Genomic DNA, 15,088 nt, shown 5'->3' with positions numbered 1-15,088 from the left:
ATTATGCCTACATCGTCCTGCGAGCACAACGGCCACGCGCGCGCAGTAGCGCGACGGCCGCCATGCCGGCCACGGCGCCCAGCAGGTGCGCCTGCCAGGCCACCATCACGTCCGGCGGCAGGTCCGACCCGCCCAGCGAGAAGCCGCGCGCCTCGGCGGCGATCTTGGCGGCCAATGCCACCGCCAGCAGGGCCAACGCAGCGCGGACCATCGCAACATGGTTACCGCGCGCTTGCTGCCACAGGCCGGCGCCAGCCATTACGGCCAACAGCACGGCCAGGCCGGAAGCGCCGCGATAGAGCGCGCAATCGGGCGCGGTGAGCAGCAGGCCGATGGAGATAACGGGGGCACCCAGCGCCAGCGCACACAATACCCGGCGCGTACCGAATGACTGCGCGGCAATCAGGCCAGCCACCAGCGCGGTAGCGAGGTCGATCAGCGCGTGCTGCGCCGAGTAGTGGACCAGGTGCCCGGTCCACAGGCGCCAGACCTGGCCGCCCAGGATGGCGTGGCGGTCGAACTCAAGCACTGCCGCCACATCTGCCACGTCAGGCGCGGCGGCGAACCACATACGCCAGCCCGGCCAGCAGCGCGATCAGCGCGAGGCTGATCCAGCCCAGCGCCCCCGCGCTCTTGTAGCCGGCCTTGTTCTCGACCTGGTAGCTGGCGTCGTTCTTGACACGTTCACGGAAACTGTCGAGCTGCGCCTGCAACTGCGGTATCAGCTGGTCCACCGCCTTGTCGTAGCCGTCCACGCGCGCGGCGCGGGCCTTGTCGCCGAAGCCGGCCAGCGGGGCGCTGCCCTTGACCTGGCTGGTGCCCGGTGCGCGGAACAGCAGCTTGCGGCTTTGCACGTCGAAGACGGCCGCATCGACCATGGTCTGCACATCGTACTGTTCGCCATTGATCACGTACGCGCCGATGATGGTCCAGTACAGTACCGACAGTGCGTTGGCGTCGTTGAACTGCACCTGGTCGTAGGAGAGCAGGGCCACCACTTCCACATCGAACATGCGGGCCACTTGCTCCAGGTTGGCGAAGCCGCCCTTGGCGCGCATGTACTGCGACGGGATGACTTCGATCTTGCCGATGTATTCGTGCTGCGAGAACGACGCCTTGACGCGCTCCAGCAGGCGCAGGCGCTGCGCTTCGGAGAGGTTGTCGGTGCCGGTTTTACCCGGAGCGAAGGCGATGCCCACCCTTACCGGTGGGCGCAGTTTGACGACGGTCGGCGCCATCGCCGGCGGCTGCTTCGCATCCGGGTACAGGTAATCGACCAGGCTGGCCGATTGGGTGGCGCCCCGCGGGTTGTGCCAGGAGGCGCAGCCGGCGAGGGCGATAACGGCGATGAGGATGATGATCGATTGTATGCGGCGCATGAAGTCTCCTTGATGATCGCGCCATTATATGGTCGCGAATCGAGCGGAGAAAAACATGCGCCCCGGTCGCCGCAGACGGTACGCGAAGTACCATCGGACGGCACCAACCGGTTAAAAGCTCGTCGACAGCCCGGCATACAGCGAGCGCCGCGTGCCGTACTGCGGCGCGCCCACACCCACGCCGGAACCGTCGCGCAGCAGGTAGGATTTGTCGAACAGGTTGATCACCGCGAGGCGGCCCTCGATGTCGCCGGCGCCGGTCTGCTTCCAGTGGTGGGTGAGCGCCAGGTTGACCGTGGTGTACGACGGCAGGTGGCCCGAGTTGGGCGCGGCGCCGTCCGGCGTGGTGCGCAGGCCGCTGCCGTACAGGAAGTCGCTGCTGATCTGCGAATCGCCCCAGTGGTAATGGGCGCCGCCCGATACCGTGTAGGTCTGGTCGTGATCGACGTGGATGTAGTGGTTGCTGATGTACGCCAGTTCGTCCGCGCCGAACAGCGACTGGCCCGAGACGATGTTCTGCGCCTTGGCCTGCTGCGTGGTCAGGTTGAGGAAGCCGCCCCAGTGGGCCTGGCTGTAGATCGCCGACAGTTCCAGACCCTTGGCAAAACCGCGCTCATAGTTGAACGGCGAGAGGATCAGCGCCTGGCCGAACTGGCCTTCGTCGAGCATGTTGTGGATCTTCTTGTAGTAGGCGTCGGCGGTCACGGTCAGCGCGGCGTTCACCTTGTGACTCACGCCCACGTCGAAGTAGTTGGTGCGCTCGGCGCGCACATTGTCCGACACACCTACTTCCGGCGCGTTGGTGGTGCCGGCGTACTTGTTGATGCTTTCCTGCGCGGCCAGCTCCTGCGGCGGCGGCGTGAAGTAGCGCGAGTAGCCGGCATGCAGCGCGGTGTCCTTGCCCACCTGCCAGGCGAGATTGACGCGCGGGCTCCATTGCTGTTCGTTGATGAAGGCCTGCACCTTGTCGTAGCGGATGCCGTAGTTCAGCGTGAGCGGCGCGGCGATATGCCACTCGTCCTGCAGGTACACGCTCGAGAGCTTGCCGGTCTGGCGGCTGTTGTCGATGATGGTGCGTGGATCGGTGCTGGCCTGGGTGCCGTCGCTATTGGTGTCGAACACCGCCACCGAATTGTCGCTGCGGGTGTTCTGGCGCGCATATGACAGGCCGGCGCGCAGCGTGTGCTCGGGATTGAGCTTGTAGCTCGAATCGAACTGCGCACCGCTGGCCGAGTTGGAGCGCAGCGTGTTGGAACCGACGCCGTTGTAAATCAGGTCGCCCAGCGCGTCCGGCGTGTAGTGCAGTTCCGAATACTGGTGGAAGGCCGACACCTGGTAATTGAGGTCGCCCAGGCTTTTTTGCAGCGACAATACCACGAAGCGGTTCACCTCGCGCTGCTTCTGGTCTAGCTGCGACGACGGCGCGTTGGTGGTGCCGGCGCCGGCGTCGCTCTGGCCGGTGAGCGAAAACGCCGGCGCCTGGTCCGGGTTGTTCGGGATCTGGAAGCGGCCGTTATAGGTGCCGAACATCAGGCCCAGGCGGGTCTGGTCGTCGAGGAAGTACGACAGTGCGCCGAACGACTTGGCCTGTTTGGTCTGGTTGTGCAAGGCGTCGCGCGTGGGCAGCGGGTTTTCGATGCCCATGTCGCTTTTCAGGTAGCTGCCCGACAGGTAGTAGTTGAAGGCGCCCTGGGTGCCGAAGAATTCGGCGCTCGGTTCGTAGTGGTTGTTGGTACCGGCCAGTATGCCGATGCGGCCACCCGGCTTGGTCGTGCCTTCCTTGGTCTGGATATCGACAATGCCGGCCGTGCGCAGGCCGAATTGCGCCGGCAGCGCGCCGGTAATGAAGTCGGTCTGCTGCACGAAGCGGGTGTCGATCGACTGGCCGAAGCCGCTGATACTTTCAGGCAGCTGCACGCCATTGACGCGGTACTGCACGTTGGCGTGGTCGTCGCGCACGTGGATCGAGCCGGACGCCTTGGAATCCTGGCTCACGCCGGGCAGGCGCAGCAGCACTTCGTTGAATGGCGTGTTGTCGCCCTGGCCCAGCTGGTCGATCATGTGGCGGTCGATCGTGTAGATGGTGGTGCCCACGTTGGGCGACAGGTCGATACGGGCGCTTTTCAGGTGGGCGGCGGTCACTTCCACTTGTTGCATCGGCTTGTCGGCGCCGGCATCTGCCGCATCTTCGGCGTGGGAGTGGGTGGTGTAGAAAGCGGCGGCCAGCAGCAGTGGCATGGCGCGCAGTTGAGGGGCGTGTTGCATGTTCTATCCTTGGGTGTCGGAGCATGACGGCGCACGGACGTGCGAATGCGTCACGCAAAGCGTCAATTAAGCGTCAAATTAGCGTCGGTTCAGCGGCAAGCGCTGAAACTCAAAACGATCAGAGGGAGAAAACAGCAACGCCTGGCGGCGCTTGCGAAGGCGGGGTGAGATAGCTGGTACGGATGTGCGGTGCATGATGCGCTGGCGCGGGCGGCACAAACGCCACCAGGGCGGCCACCGGCGCCACCGTGGCCGGCGGCGGCAGGTCGCCCAGCGGCATGTCGGCCACCTGGCAGGCGGCGCAATCGGTGTGGTTTTCGGCGTACGCGTGCGCATGGGCGTTGGAACCCAGCAGCTGCAGCGCCAGGAACAGCAGCACGAACACCATCACCAGGCGCTGGTAGCGCGAGTTGCGGTGCGGCGTGTTGGAGCTGGCGGCGAGGGCTTGCATGGGCGCGATTCTACAGGGATGTACCCATAACGACAACGCTTGCTATCGTATCAATGTTGGCTGGCTTCGAGGGCGGCAGCGGCAGTGTTCGAGTAATCGCCCACCAGTCCGCGCCTGGTGGCCAGCACCACGGCATGCGTGCGCGCGGTGGCGCCCAGCTTGTCGAACAGGCCTTTGACATGGGTTTTGACGGTGCCCACGCCGATGCCCAGTTCGCGCGCGATCGACTTGTTGCACTGGCCCTGGGCCAGCAGTTGCAGCACGTCGGTCTCGCGGCTGGTGAGACCAATGCGGGTGAAGCTGTCGGCCACGCAGCGGCTCAGGTCCGCGCTCAGGTAGCGCATGCCGCGTCCCAGCGTGCGCACGGCGGTGAGCAGCTGGTCGGCCGGGCTGTTTTGCAGCAGGTAGCCGTGCACGCCGGCCATCATCGCCGTGCGCACTTCCCATTCGCGATCGAGCTGGGTAACGATCAGTACCCGTGGCTGGGTGTCGCCGTGGTGGCCGCTGCCGGCGTGGCGCATATGCTCCATGCCGGCCTTGTGGTCGAGGATGACGACGTCGGCGCCATGCAGGTCGGCGCCGTCTTGCGCCACGCGCACTTCCACATCGACGTTGGCGCCCAGCAGCGCGGCCAGGCCGGCGCTGACGATGGCGTCCGCATGGGCCACCAGCACCGTGACTTTTTCTCCCTGTTGCGTGGCGCCGTTGTATCCGTTCTGGCCCGAGCTACCTGTCATGACCGCTTGAGGCCAGCTTTTGCTATCGAGTCGCATGTCGTTTCTCCTGGTTGCCATGCCGGCGATGGTTCGCCAGCGTGACGACAGCGTACCCGCCATTGTGCAAATTGCCACGACCCGATCCGGGGGGATCTCCCTCCCTAGATAGGGTGATACGAAAGGGATAGGGGAGGGCATCACCCGAAAGAGGTAGTAGTAAAGGGTCAATACCAGTGATGGCAAGGCCGGGCCGCGCCCCTACACTGTGTGCTCCCGTCTGAAGCGGCGCTCCATGTACAAAGACAGGTGTGGCGCTGGTCTTCGGATAGTACAGTTTTGACTTTTAAGGAGTGGCCCGCCATGAGAATGTATGTCATATCGATTGCCACCGGCCTGCTGGTCGGTGTCATCTACGCGCTGTTGAATGTACGTTCGCCGGCGCCGCCAGTGATCGCCTTGCTCGGCCTGGCCGGCATCCTGATCGGCGAACAGATTCCGCCGCTGGTACGCACCTGGCTCAAGCCCGAAGCCACCAAGGTCTCGTGGGTGGAAGACCACGTCAAGCCACACTGCTTCGGCGAACTGCCAGCCGCCCAAAAATCCGACGACACCAAAAGGAGCGCATGATGTCCCAACCCACTACCAACGCTGTGCCTGACCTGATCCTGCATCGCGGCCTGTTCACCACCCTCGACCGCAGCAACCCGCACGCCGAAGCGGTGGCCATCAAGGACGGCCGCTTTACCCACGTGGGCCGCGCCAACGAAATCATGGCGCTGGCCGGTCCCAACACCCAGGTGATCGACCTGCATGGCAAGCGCGTGCTGCCAGGCCTGATCGACAACCACTGCCACATCATCCGCGGCGGCTTGAATTTCAATCTTGAACTGCGCTGGGATGGCGTGCGCAGCCTGGCCGACGCCATGGGCATGCTCAAGGCGCAGGTGGACATCACCCCCGCGCCGCAATGGGTGCGCGTGGTGGGCGGTTTCACCGAACACCAGTTCATCGAGAAGCGCCTGCCCACCATCGAGGAACTCAATGCCGTGGCGCCCGATACGCCCGTGTTCATCCTGCACCTGTACGATCGCGCGCTGCTCAACGGCGCCGCGCTGCGCGCCGTAGGCTATACCAAGGACACCCCGGAACCACCGGGCGGCCAGATCCTGCGCGACGGCTCCGGTAACCCGACCGGCCTGCTGCTGGCCAAGCCGAATGCGGCGATCCTGTATTCCACGCTGGCCAAAGGCCCCAAGCTGCCGCTCGAATACCAGGTCAACTCCACCCGCCACTTCATGCGCGAACTCAATCGCCTCGGCATCACCGGCGTGCTCGATGCCGGCGGCGGTTTCCAGAACTACCCGGACGACTACCAGGTGATCCAGCAGCTGTCGGACGCCAAGCAGCTGACCATTCGTCTCGCCTACAACCTGTTCACCCAAAAGCCGCAAAAGGAAAAGGAAGACTTCCTCAACTGGACCCAGAGCGTGACGTACCAGCAGGGCGACGATTACTTCCGCCATAACGGCGCCGGCGAAATGCTGACCTTCTCGGCGGCCGACTTCGAGGACTTCCGCGAACCGCGTCCCGACATGCCGGACAATATGGAAGACGATCTGGAAGGCGTGGTGCGCATCCTGGCGCAGAACCGCTGGCCATGGCGCATGCACGCCACGTACGACGAAACCATCAGCCGCGCGCTGGACGTGTTCGAGCGCGTGAACCAGGACATTCCGTTGACGGGCCTGAACTGGTTCTTCGATCACGCCGAGACCATCTCCGACCGTTCGATCGACCGTATCGCCGCGCTGGGCGGCGGCGTGGCCGTGCAGCACCGCATGGCCTACCAGGGCGAGTATTTTGTCGAGCGTTACGGCCACGGCGCGGCGGAAGCCACGCCGCCGGTCAAGAAAATTCTCGAAGCCGGTGTGAAGACGTCGGCCGGTACCGACGCCACCCGCGTTGCCTCGTACAACCCGTGGGTGTCGCTGTCGTGGCTCATCACCGGCAAGACCGTGAGCGGCATGCAGCTGTACCCGCGCGCCAATTGCCTGGACCGCGAAACGGCGCTACGCATGTGGACCGAGAACACTACCTGGTTCTCTAACGAAGAAGGCAAGAAGGGCCGCATCGAAGCAGGCCAGCTGGCCGACCTGATCGTGCCGGACAAGGATTTTTATGCCTGCGCCGAGAGCGAGATCACCGACATGACGTCCGAGCTGACCGTCGTCGGCGGCAAGATCGTGTACGCGGCCGGCCGCTTTGCCGCCCTCGACACGCCACCGCCACCGGCCATGCCCGACTGGTCGCCGGTGCGCCGCTTTGGCGGTTACGCCGGTTGGGGCGAGCAGATCGGCAATAACCGCGCGGCGTTGAAAGAGCTGGAAAAACGCAAGCAGCAGCAAGCGCAATTGCGCGCCCAGGCGGCATCGTGCGGCTGCGCCAACGAGTGCAACGTCCACGGCCACCAGCACGCGTCGGCATGGGCCAGCAAGCTGCCTACCACCGACCTCAAGAGTTTCTGGGGCGCGCTGGGCTGCGCCTGCTGGGCGGTGTGATGGTGCCGGCTTTCCTGCGCGCCCCGTGGGTGCGCTGGGTCTGCCTGTTGCTGCTGTGCTCGGCGTATCTGCAGGGCGGCTTCAACAAGCTCACCGACTTCAACTCGGCCATCGCCGAGATGCAGCATTTCGGCGTGGCGCCGGCGGCGCCGATGGCGGCGCTGGTGATCATCGGCGAGCTCGGCGCTTCGCTGATGATACTGGCCGGGTTTTACCGCTGGCTGGGCGCGGGCTACCTGGCGGTGTTTACCGTCATGGCCACGCTGATGGCCAACCGGTTCTGGGAGATGTCGGGCCCGGAACGCTTTTCAGCCGCCAACGGCTTCTTCGAGCATCTCGGCCTGGCAGGCGCGTTCCTGCTGGTCGCGTGGCTCGATCTACAAGATGTAAACAAGGAATAGTATGGAACGAGGAAATATCAAGCAAGGCATCTCGCTGGCGTTTTTGGGCGGGTATGTCGATACGCTGGGCTTTATTGCGCTGTTCGGCCTGTTCACGGCCCACGTCACGGGCAACTTCGTGCTGATCGGTCGGGCGCTGGTGGAGCCGGCGCATGAGCTGATTCCGAAACTGCTGGTGTTCCCGGTGTTCATCCTGTTCGTGGCCATTTCGCGCATGCTGATCCTGCACTGGGAGCGCAGCAACAGCCCGGCGCTGCGCAACAGCTATCTGCTGCAACTGTTCCTGCTGCTGGCCACCATCGTCTGCGCCTACATCGCTTCGCCGATGGCCAATGCCCATCAACCGTTGAGCCTGCTCACCGGCATGATCTGCGCAGGAGCGATGGCCACGCAAAATGCCTACGGCAAGCTGCTGCTCGGAAAATCGGCCGCCACCACGGTGATGACCGGTAACGTCACCCAGTTGGTGATCGAGCTGACCGACTCGCTGCGCGGCGATCCGCAGGCGATCGGCCGCTGCAAGGTGCTGGTGTGGCCGGTGGTGTCGTTTGCCGCCGGCTGTATCCTTGGCGCCTATGCGTACATCGGGTTCGGCTTTGCCGGCTTGCTGGTGCCGTGCGTGGTGCTGGCGTTCATGGCGGCTGCCACCAAGGACTGAGTCTCCTGTGAAGTGCTTCAGGCCGCGCCGCTTTCGAGCCGCGCGGCTTTTTTTTCGCGGCGGGCGTAGTATCTTCAGTCTCGCCAACCTTCCCGAGGAGAGTGATGATGGCTAAAAATACCATTTGCCTGTGGTATGACCGCGACGCCCTGCAGGCTGCCAACTTCTATGCCAGCGTGTTTCCCGACAGCGCGGTCGGTGCGGTGCACCTGGCCCCCGCCGACTATCCCAGCGGCAAGGCCGGCGACGTGCTCACGGTGGAATTTACCGTGTGCGGCGTGGCTTGCATCGGCCTCAACGGTGGCGACACCTTCCACCACAGCGAAGCCTTTTCCTTCCAGATCGCTACCGACGACCAGGCCGAAACCGACCGTTACTGGAACGCCATCGTCGACAACGGCGGCATGGCCAGCGCCTGCGGCTGGTGCAAGGACCGCTGGGGCTTGTCGTGGCAAATCACGCCGCGTGTGCTGACCGAGGCGATGGCGCAGGGCGGCGAAGTCGCGCAGCGCGCCTTCCAGGCCATGATGACCATGCAGAAAATCGACGTGGCCACGATAACGGCGGCCGTGGCCGGCGCCTAGGTTTCGAGGCTTTTGTATATGGACTGATACATATCGGCGCTGTTTTAGGTATTGCCCGAAAGGTATAATCTTTTGTCACACCGCCGGTGTTACCAATACTGGCGTGCCTCCGATCATACCTAGAAGGAATCTCGTGTACCGTACGCTGATCAGCGCCGCCTGCTGCGCCTTGCTTGCCTTGTCTTCCCCATCGTTGCACGCCGAAACGGCTACGCCGGTCTCCGGCATCGACCTGAAAACCCTCGACCCGGCCGTCAGTCCCAAGGTCGATTTCTATGGCTACGTCAACGGCGTATGGGCCCGCAATACCGAGATCCCGGCCGACAAGTCGACCTGGGGCACGTATATCGAACTGCGAGAAATCGCCCAGCGCCAGTTGCGCGCGCTGATGGACGATGCCGTCAAGCACCCCGGCAAGGCCGGCAGCGATACCCATAAAATCGCCGACCTTTATACCAGCTACATGAATGAAAAGGCGCGCAACGCGGCCGGCTTCAAGCCGCTCAAGGTCGAGCTGGCCAGCGTGGCTGCCCTCAAGGACAAGCAGGACTTGCCGGCATTGTTCGCAGCGCTGCAACGCAGCGGCATCCAGACGCCGTTCTCGGCCGGCGTGGCGCCCGATGCGCAAAATCCCGAGCGCTACACCATCAATATCAGCCAGTCCGGCCTGGGCCTGCCCGACCGCGACTACTACCTGAAGGACGACGACGCCAAGCTCAAGGGCGTGCGCGACAAGTACCTCAAGCATATCGAAACCATGCTGACCATGAGCGGCGACAAGCAGGCCGCCGCCCATGCCGCCCAGGTGCTCGACATCGAGACCCGTCTGGCCGCCGTGCAATGGACCCGCGTGCAGATGCGCGATCCGGTCAAATCGTACAACCGCGTGGACTTCGACCAGTTCGCCACACTGGCGCCGGGCTTCGACTGGAAAGCCTATTTTGCTGCCGCCGGCTACGCAGGCAAGGAGACTTCGGCCGTGGTGCGCCAGCCGAGCTTCCTTAAGGGCTATTCCGAAACCCTGGCTGCCGTGCCGCTCGACGCCTGGAAGAGCTACCTGAACTGGCGCATCGTCGAAAGTTACGCGTCGTACCTGGACAGCGCGGCAGTGAAGGAGCGCTTCGCTTTCGAGGGCACGACCTTGCGCGGCGTGCCGCAAAGCGAACCGCTGTGGCAACTGGCGCTCAAATTCACCGACGGCGCACTCGGTGACGCGGTCGGCAAAAAATACGTGGCGATGTACCTGCCGCCGGAGACCCGTCCGCGCGTGATGGCCATGTTCGACAATTTCGTCGCGTCGTTCAAGGACGGTATCGAACACCTGGACTGGATGAGTGCCGAGACCAAGAAGGAAGCGCAGCTCAAGCTGGCCGCCCTGAAACCGAAGATCGCCTATCCGGACCAATGGCGCGACTACAGCGCCATGAAAACGCAGCCGAAGGACCTGGTTGCCAACGTGCGCGCCGCGCGTGCCTGGAGCCGCCAGTACAACCTCGACAAACTCGGTAAGCCGGTGGACCGCGACGAATGGTCGATGACGCCGCAAACCGTCAACGCCAGCTACAGCCCGGCGCTCAATTCGATCACGATTCCGGCCGCCATCCTGCAACCGCCGTTCTTCAATGTGAAGGCGGAAGATGCCGTGAACTACGGCCTGCTGGGCATCACTTTCGGCCACGAGATCAGCCACGCCTTCGACGACTCTGGAAGCCAGTACGATGCCAAGGGCCGCCTGCGCAACTGGTGGACGGTGGCAGACCGCACGGCCTTCAAGGCCCGCGCCGCCGGCCTGGTCAAGCAGTACGGCGCCTACAGCCCGGTGCCGGGCTACCACATCAACGGCGAACTGACGCTGGGTGAAAACATCGGCGACAACTCCGGGCTGTCGCTCACCTACAAGGCGTACCAGCGTTCGCTGGGCGGCAAGCCGTCGCCGGTACTCGACGGCCTGACCGGCGAGCAGCGCCTGTACATCGGCTTCGCCCAGAAATGGCGCGCCAAGCTGCGTCCCGAAGCGGCGATCGCCCAGATCAAGAGCGACCCGCACTCGCCAGGCGAATTCCGCGCCAAGGGCACGGTCATGAACCAGCCGGGCTTCTACGAAGCGTTCGACATCAAGCCGGGCGACCCGATGTACCTGCCGCCGGAACAGCGCGTGATCATGTGGTGATGACGGAATAGGGAAGGGCCGGTGGCACGATGGCCGGCCCTGACCGCACCGCCATGGTTAACGGCCATGGTAAATTTTCAGTGGGGCTGCGCCACCGGGTTACCGCGCGGCTTCCACGTACTCCACACGATTAACGCCAGCAACGCCACCTGGACCGGCAACCGCAGCCACAGCGCCCATAGCGGCACGTTGAACAACTCGGGCTGTTGCAGCATATAGATATGGGCGGGCGTTACCGCCAGGGTCAGCAGGAAAAGACCGATGCCTGCGGCCTTGCGCAGCGACGGTACCAGGATGCCCGCCGCACCCAGCAATTCGAACACGCCGCTGACTAGCACTGCCGCCACCGGCCATGGAATGTATGGCGGCACGATGGTGGCCTCCAGGTCGGTGGCGACAAAGTGCGCGATGCCGCCGATGAAAAACCAGAGGAAGACGATCGCCAGGCCGATTATTTGCGGTCGGGACATCTGCTGCGCGTGTTTCATCAATTAATTCCCTGTATGCTTGACTGCGTCCACGGTGGCGCAAGCTTCCCACGTTATCAGAAAATATTGAATGCGGAGCAGCGTATGAGGTTGAAATTCTCTGGGCTTCAAGGCTACGCCATGATCCTGATGTTGACTGTTGCCGGCCCGCTGTCGGCCGCAGAGGTGATGGAGAATGACAGTATCCTGGACGTCATCCATGGCATGCGCCAGGTAGCGATGGAACGGGCGGCTGTCGAGGCGCTCTTCGACGCCCAAATTGCCGAGGTGAAAGGCAATGGGTATTGGACATACCACGAAGGCGCGGGGAACATTTTCGAGTATGGATCGAAGATCAGGAAGTTCGGATTCATGACAAAAAATGACGGCACCGGCACCCCGGTGGTGTACGCCGATTTATCGGGACATTGCGTTTCCTTTGCGCAGGTCAAGTATCGTTATCCCGACATGGTTTCGCGCGGCAATGCGCCGTCACCTCACTCCAGCAATCCGACCGTGGGCTATGTGTATCTGAACGAAGAAGGTCAAATGAGTTTCTCATTCACGATCGATAAGCACTTTAAGCCCGCCTGCCTTGTCAACGTCGGATTTTCTCCAGCGCGTACCTTTCGCTCACCGCCCTCGTGAACCCCGCAGGCAGGCATTGGTCAGGCCCCGGTCCCGCCAGCGAGTGGCAGCGTTCTGAGCCTGATCTCGATCGCGGCACGCACTGCATCCGGCACGTCCATCTTCAACATTGCACTCGGCCAAAGATCCCTGGCCAGCATGACCGTGTGCGCCACCGCCGCTTTCGCAATCCGCTCGGATATGCCCGCCTGCCTGGCGATAGTGGCATAAGTGTCGAGCGTCTCTTGCCGTTGCAACTTGTCGATGGCGACATTGGTCGCGAAGCCCTGGAAGCCCGGCAGTGCCGCCACGCAGACGATGTCGTAAGCCGGGGACAGCGCGGGTCGCACGCCATCGCGGTAGAGCACACTGAAGTTTTTCAGGTGGGCATCCGAGTTGCCGAGCAGCGTGTTGACGGTTTGCCGTATAAAAAACTGGCGCACATCGTCGATGCCGTTCGCACCAAGTTGGTCCAGCACCTGCAGGAATTTGACGAACTGTTTTGCGCCGGAATATTTTTGGCCGGGCATCAGCGTCAGCAACTGGCACGCGTCTTCCATGTGTATTGCGCCGCCGGGGCTGCGGTCGAACCGGTCCACCGCCAGGAAACGCGTTTCGGCACCCAGCGCGGCAACCAGTTCCGGGTGATCGGTCATCGTACTCATGGGGGCGGGCCGGCATTCTGCGACGTTCACCCCGGCCATGCCAGCCAACTGCATGCACGCATATTCATTCATGACTTGCGAGTCGTTGCCGGCTGCCGGCAGTTTTGCAATCAGGTCCGATAACTTGCCTTTGACGGGCATGCAGTAGCGCTTTCCGTCTCGCGCACGCGAGAGCGCCAGCTTGTCCTGTACGCCCGATAACGATGCTGCACCCTCGGCAGCCTGCTCGGGCACCGCGATCTCGAGATTGTCTGCGCCGCCGGTGACGCCATATGCGCGCGCCACAGCCGTCAGCTTGTCAAGGTCGGCGGGCACGACGGTCACGGCGCCCGGGAGGTCTTCGCCAGCGGCGGCCAGGATGCCGAAATCATCCATGTCACGGTTGCTCTTGCGCGTGGCGGCCAGGCGGCGACGCAGCGATCCCTCAGGCAACAGTCCTGCGAAGAAAGGCGGTAGTTCGCCACGCTCGTGGTACACGGCCGGGTCGAAATAATTCTTCATGATGGCCTGCGTAATCTGCTCGGCACCGGGGATCGTCAGGGACAGCGAGAGCGTAGCGCGCCGGTTATCTGCCAGGTATTGCTCGGTAGCGATGAAGCGCGTTACCCTTCCTGCTTCGCACAACCAGCCCACGTGCCGTCCGTGTAACAGCACTTCCAGGTAACGTGGACTTAAAGGGTGGCTCATGACGTGCTCGCAAGGAACCGGTCCACTGACGATGGCACATCGTCCGGGCCGATTGCTTTACCGGACAACAGACGTTCCACCTCAGGTAGCAGATGCTTGGGGATCACGACAACGCTTGCCTCCATTGCATTCGCCAGCGCTTCGACGGTGCCGAACCTCGCATCGACTTTCCCACCTAAAACGTTGCTGACCTGGGGCACGCTCATGCCCGTCAAAGTCGCAAGATATTGCAAGGTTTTTCCTTGGGCGTTGCGGCGCTGTTGAAGTTGTTGAAAGATGGTCATCTTATGCTTTCGTATAAATGCATAGATGATTTTACGTTAAAACGTAAGTCGAGGCACCATGTGGATGGTGTCTTCAGCGTGACCGCACCACCTCGTCGATTTCAGCCATCAACACCCGCACCAGCTGCGCCGCCGCCATTTCCCTGATCAGCGGAGCGCCTTGCCCAGCCCAGTGCGCCGCGAATTCGTGGTTGCCGGCCTTGCTGGCTGCTCCATGCAATTGCTTGCCCGCGTCGTACGCGACCGGGTAGTCGGCTGCCGGTGGCGCGCCGGCGGCTTCGCCATGCAGGGTCAGCTGGTTGACCAAGCCTCGGGCCAGGCGGCCCGAGATGGCGGCGGTAAGCCGTGTGGAACGGGCGCGGTCGCTTTGCAGCATGGCGCGGTAGCCGGCGTTGGCGGCTGACTCCGGGCAGAGCAGGAAGGCGGTGCCCAGCTGGGCGCCCGCAGCCCCCAGGTCCAGCGCGGCCTGGATGCCGGCGCCGTCCATGATGCCGCCGGCGGCGATCACGGGCAACTGCGTGTGTTTTGCCAGCAGGCGCACCAGCACCGAGGTGCTCAGCCGTTCGTCGGGCGCTTCGGTATCGAACACGCCCCGGTGGCCGCCCGCTTCCACGCCTTGGGCGACGATGGCGTCGATGCCGGCTTGCTCGATGCGCCGCGCTTCGTCGAGGCTGGTGGCCGTGGCCATGGTGCGGATGCCCGCCGCGCGCAGCGCCGCCAGCCACTCGGCGCGCGGCAGGCCGAAGTGGAAACTCACCACCGCCGGCTGCAGTTCGAGCAGCAACTGGAACGCTTCTTCGTCCTCGATAAAAGTCTTGTAGATTTCGTCCAGCGCGGTGGGCGGCTCGATGCCGGCCTGCGCGAACAGCGGCGCCAGGTAGGCGATCCACGCTGCTTCGCGCTGCGCGTCGCGCCTGGCCGGTGGATGGCAGAACACGTTGACGTTGATCGGGCCGGCGGTGAGCGCTTGCGTCTCTTCGATCATCTTGCGCGACTGCGCCACGGTGGCCGCGCCGATGGCCAGCGAGCCGAGGGCGCCGGCGTCGGTCACCGCTGCCGCCATCGCCGGGGTTGAGAAGGCCGCCATGGGCGCGGCGATCAGGGGATGGCGTACGCCAAGCTGGGTGAAAAACGGGTGGACTGCTGCCATGGTGCCGCCTTCTGACGAGTGGGGGG

16 protein-coding genes are annotated in these 15,088 nt (G+C 63.6%); 7 read left to right on the top strand and 9 right to left on the bottom strand.

Annotated features, from left to right (window positions below):
- Positions 1–7: 7 nt before the first annotated feature.
- The 5 genes from rrtA to F8197_RS13985 all read right to left on the bottom strand — a co-directional run bounded on the left by rrtA (position 8) and on the right by F8197_RS13985 (position 4,868).
- On the bottom strand, positions 8–571 hold the full coding sequence (gene rrtA, locus F8197_RS14005; RefSeq protein WP_152882361.1) for a rhombosortase: 564 nt from the start codon (positions 569–571) through the stop codon (positions 8–10).
- The gene (gene rhlP, locus F8197_RS14000) at positions 549–1,379 is read right to left on the bottom strand and encodes a rhombotarget lipoprotein (protein ID WP_152882360.1); all 831 of its coding nucleotides are present in this window, start codon (positions 1,377–1,379) and stop codon (positions 549–551) included. The genes rrtA and rhlP overlap by 23 nt, the downstream gene beginning before the upstream one ends.
- A gap of 111 nt (positions 1,380–1,490) precedes the next feature.
- Positions 1,491–3,644: a TonB-dependent receptor gene (locus F8197_RS13995; protein WP_152882359.1), complete on the bottom strand. Its 2,154-nt coding sequence runs from the start codon at positions 3,642–3,644 to the stop codon at positions 1,491–1,493.
- Between the two features lie 118 nt (positions 3,645–3,762).
- A complete protein-coding gene (locus tag F8197_RS13990; protein WP_152882358.1) occupies positions 3,763–4,095 on the bottom strand; it encodes a hypothetical protein in 333 nt (110 codons plus the stop codon).
- Positions 4,096–4,145: 50 nt separating this feature from the next.
- Positions 4,146–4,868 carry a response regulator transcription factor gene (locus F8197_RS13985; RefSeq protein WP_227012242.1) on the bottom strand — a complete coding sequence of 241 codons (723 nt, stop codon included), beginning with the start codon at positions 4,866–4,868 and terminating at the stop codon, positions 4,146–4,148.
- A gap of 303 nt (positions 4,869–5,171) precedes the next feature.
- Here F8197_RS13985 and F8197_RS13980 point away from each other — a divergent pair, with 303 nt between their 5' ends.
- The 6 genes from F8197_RS13980 to F8197_RS13955 all read left to right on the top strand — a co-directional run bounded on the left by F8197_RS13980 (position 5,172) and on the right by F8197_RS13955 (position 11,182).
- Entirely contained in the window at positions 5,172–5,438 is a 267-nt protein-coding gene (locus F8197_RS13980; protein ID WP_026637382.1) for a XapX domain-containing protein, read from the top strand.
- The gene (locus F8197_RS13975) at positions 5,438–7,369 is read left to right on the top strand and encodes an amidohydrolase (RefSeq protein WP_227012241.1); all 1,932 of its coding nucleotides are present in this window, start codon (positions 5,438–5,440) and stop codon (positions 7,367–7,369) included. Before F8197_RS13980 ends, F8197_RS13975 begins: the two co-directional genes overlap by 1 nt.
- A complete protein-coding gene (locus tag F8197_RS13970; RefSeq protein WP_019922381.1) occupies positions 7,369–7,770 on the top strand; it encodes a DoxX family protein in 402 nt (133 codons plus the stop codon). Before F8197_RS13975 ends, F8197_RS13970 begins: the two co-directional genes overlap by 1 nt.
- A gap of 1 nt (position 7,771) precedes the next feature.
- Positions 7,772–8,428: a YoaK family protein gene (locus F8197_RS13965; RefSeq protein ID WP_056144467.1), complete on the top strand. Its 657-nt coding sequence runs from the start codon at positions 7,772–7,774 to the stop codon at positions 8,426–8,428.
- A 104-nt stretch (positions 8,429–8,532) separates the two neighbouring features.
- Positions 8,533–9,012 (top strand): VOC family protein, encoded by a 480-nt coding sequence (locus F8197_RS13960; RefSeq protein WP_193333432.1) that lies wholly within the window; start codon positions 8,533–8,535, stop codon positions 9,010–9,012.
- A 133-nt stretch (positions 9,013–9,145) separates the two neighbouring features.
- Positions 9,146–11,182, top strand: coding sequence for a M13 family metallopeptidase (locus F8197_RS13955; RefSeq protein ID WP_373996871.1), 2,037 nt, complete (start codon positions 9,146–9,148; stop codon positions 11,180–11,182).
- Positions 11,183–11,259: 77 nt separating this feature from the next.
- Here the strand turns inward: F8197_RS13955 and F8197_RS13950 are convergent, their stop codons facing one another.
- On the bottom strand, positions 11,260–11,670 hold the full coding sequence (locus F8197_RS13950; protein WP_152882356.1) for a hypothetical protein: 411 nt from the start codon (positions 11,668–11,670) through the stop codon (positions 11,260–11,262).
- A gap of 120 nt (positions 11,671–11,790) precedes the next feature.
- Here F8197_RS13950 and F8197_RS13945 point away from each other — a divergent pair, with 120 nt between their 5' ends.
- Complete coding sequence (locus tag F8197_RS13945; protein WP_152882355.1) at positions 11,791–12,297, top strand: hypothetical protein; 507 nt, start codon at positions 11,791–11,793, stop codon at positions 12,295–12,297.
- 20 nt (positions 12,298–12,317) lie between these two features.
- Here the strand turns inward: F8197_RS13945 and F8197_RS13940 are convergent, their stop codons facing one another.
- The 3 genes from F8197_RS13940 to F8197_RS13930 all read right to left on the bottom strand — a co-directional run bounded on the left by F8197_RS13940 (position 12,318) and on the right by F8197_RS13930 (position 15,062).
- Positions 12,318–13,628, bottom strand: a complete 1,311-nt coding sequence (locus F8197_RS13940; protein ID WP_152882354.1) for a type II toxin-antitoxin system HipA family toxin — start codon at positions 13,626–13,628, stop codon at positions 12,318–12,320.
- Complete coding sequence (locus F8197_RS13935) at positions 13,625–13,912, bottom strand: helix-turn-helix transcriptional regulator (RefSeq protein ID WP_152882353.1); 288 nt, start codon at positions 13,910–13,912, stop codon at positions 13,625–13,627. The genes F8197_RS13940 and F8197_RS13935 overlap by 4 nt, the downstream gene beginning before the upstream one ends.
- A gap of 73 nt (positions 13,913–13,985) precedes the next feature.
- Positions 13,986–15,062 carry a nitronate monooxygenase family protein gene (locus tag F8197_RS13930; protein ID WP_152882352.1) on the bottom strand — a complete coding sequence of 359 codons (1,077 nt, stop codon included), beginning with the start codon at positions 15,060–15,062 and terminating at the stop codon, positions 13,986–13,988.
- Between the last annotated feature and the right edge of the window lie 26 nt (positions 15,063–15,088).

Source organism: Duganella sp. FT27W, from assembly GCF_009295655.1.
Taxonomy (GTDB): domain Bacteria; phylum Pseudomonadota; class Gammaproteobacteria; order Burkholderiales; family Burkholderiaceae_D; genus Rugamonas; species Rugamonas zoogloeoides.
The sequence above is the reverse complement of the archived record's forward strand: the minus strand, read 5'-3'. Positions and strand labels throughout refer to the sequence as shown.

What these genes read in the sequence shown, in the direction of transcription:
- rrtA (WP_152882361.1), bottom strand. Translation starts at nt 571, where the DNA reads ATGTGGTTCGCCGCCGCGCCTGACGTGGCAGATGTGGCGGCAGTGCTT.
- rhlP (WP_152882360.1), bottom strand. Translation starts at nt 1,379, where the DNA reads ATGCGCCGCATACAATCGATCATCATCCTCATCGCCGTTATCGCCCTC.
- F8197_RS13995 (WP_152882359.1), bottom strand. Translation starts at nt 3,644, where the DNA reads ATGCAACACGCCCCTCAACTGCGCGCCATGCCACTGCTGCTGGCCGCC.
- F8197_RS13990 (WP_152882358.1), bottom strand. Translation starts at nt 4,095, where the DNA reads ATGCAAGCCCTCGCCGCCAGCTCCAACACGCCGCACCGCAACTCGCGC.
- F8197_RS13985 (WP_227012242.1), bottom strand. Translation starts at nt 4,868, where the DNA reads ATGCGACTCGATAGCAAAAGCTGGCCTCAAGCGGTCATGACAGGTAGC.
- F8197_RS13980 (WP_026637382.1), top strand. Translation starts at nt 5,172, where the DNA reads ATGAGAATGTATGTCATATCGATTGCCACCGGCCTGCTGGTCGGTGTC.
- F8197_RS13975 (WP_227012241.1), top strand. Translation starts at nt 5,438, where the DNA reads ATGTCCCAACCCACTACCAACGCTGTGCCTGACCTGATCCTGCATCGC.
- F8197_RS13970 (WP_019922381.1), top strand. Translation starts at nt 7,369, where the DNA reads ATGGTGCCGGCTTTCCTGCGCGCCCCGTGGGTGCGCTGGGTCTGCCTG.
- F8197_RS13965 (WP_056144467.1), top strand. Translation starts at nt 7,772, where the DNA reads ATGGAACGAGGAAATATCAAGCAAGGCATCTCGCTGGCGTTTTTGGGC.
- F8197_RS13960 (WP_193333432.1), top strand. Translation starts at nt 8,533, where the DNA reads ATGATGGCTAAAAATACCATTTGCCTGTGGTATGACCGCGACGCCCTG.
- F8197_RS13950 (WP_152882356.1), bottom strand. Translation starts at nt 11,670, where the DNA reads ATGAAACACGCGCAGCAGATGTCCCGACCGCAAATAATCGGCCTGGCG.
- F8197_RS13945 (WP_152882355.1), top strand. Translation starts at nt 11,791, where the DNA reads ATGATCCTGATGTTGACTGTTGCCGGCCCGCTGTCGGCCGCAGAGGTG.
- F8197_RS13940 (WP_152882354.1), bottom strand. Translation starts at nt 13,628, where the DNA reads ATGAGCCACCCTTTAAGTCCACGTTACCTGGAAGTGCTGTTACACGGA.
- F8197_RS13935 (WP_152882353.1), bottom strand. Translation starts at nt 13,912, where the DNA reads ATGACCATCTTTCAACAACTTCAACAGCGCCGCAACGCCCAAGGAAAA.
- F8197_RS13930 (WP_152882352.1), bottom strand. Translation starts at nt 15,062, where the DNA reads ATGGCAGCAGTCCACCCGTTTTTCACCCAGCTTGGCGTACGCCATCCC.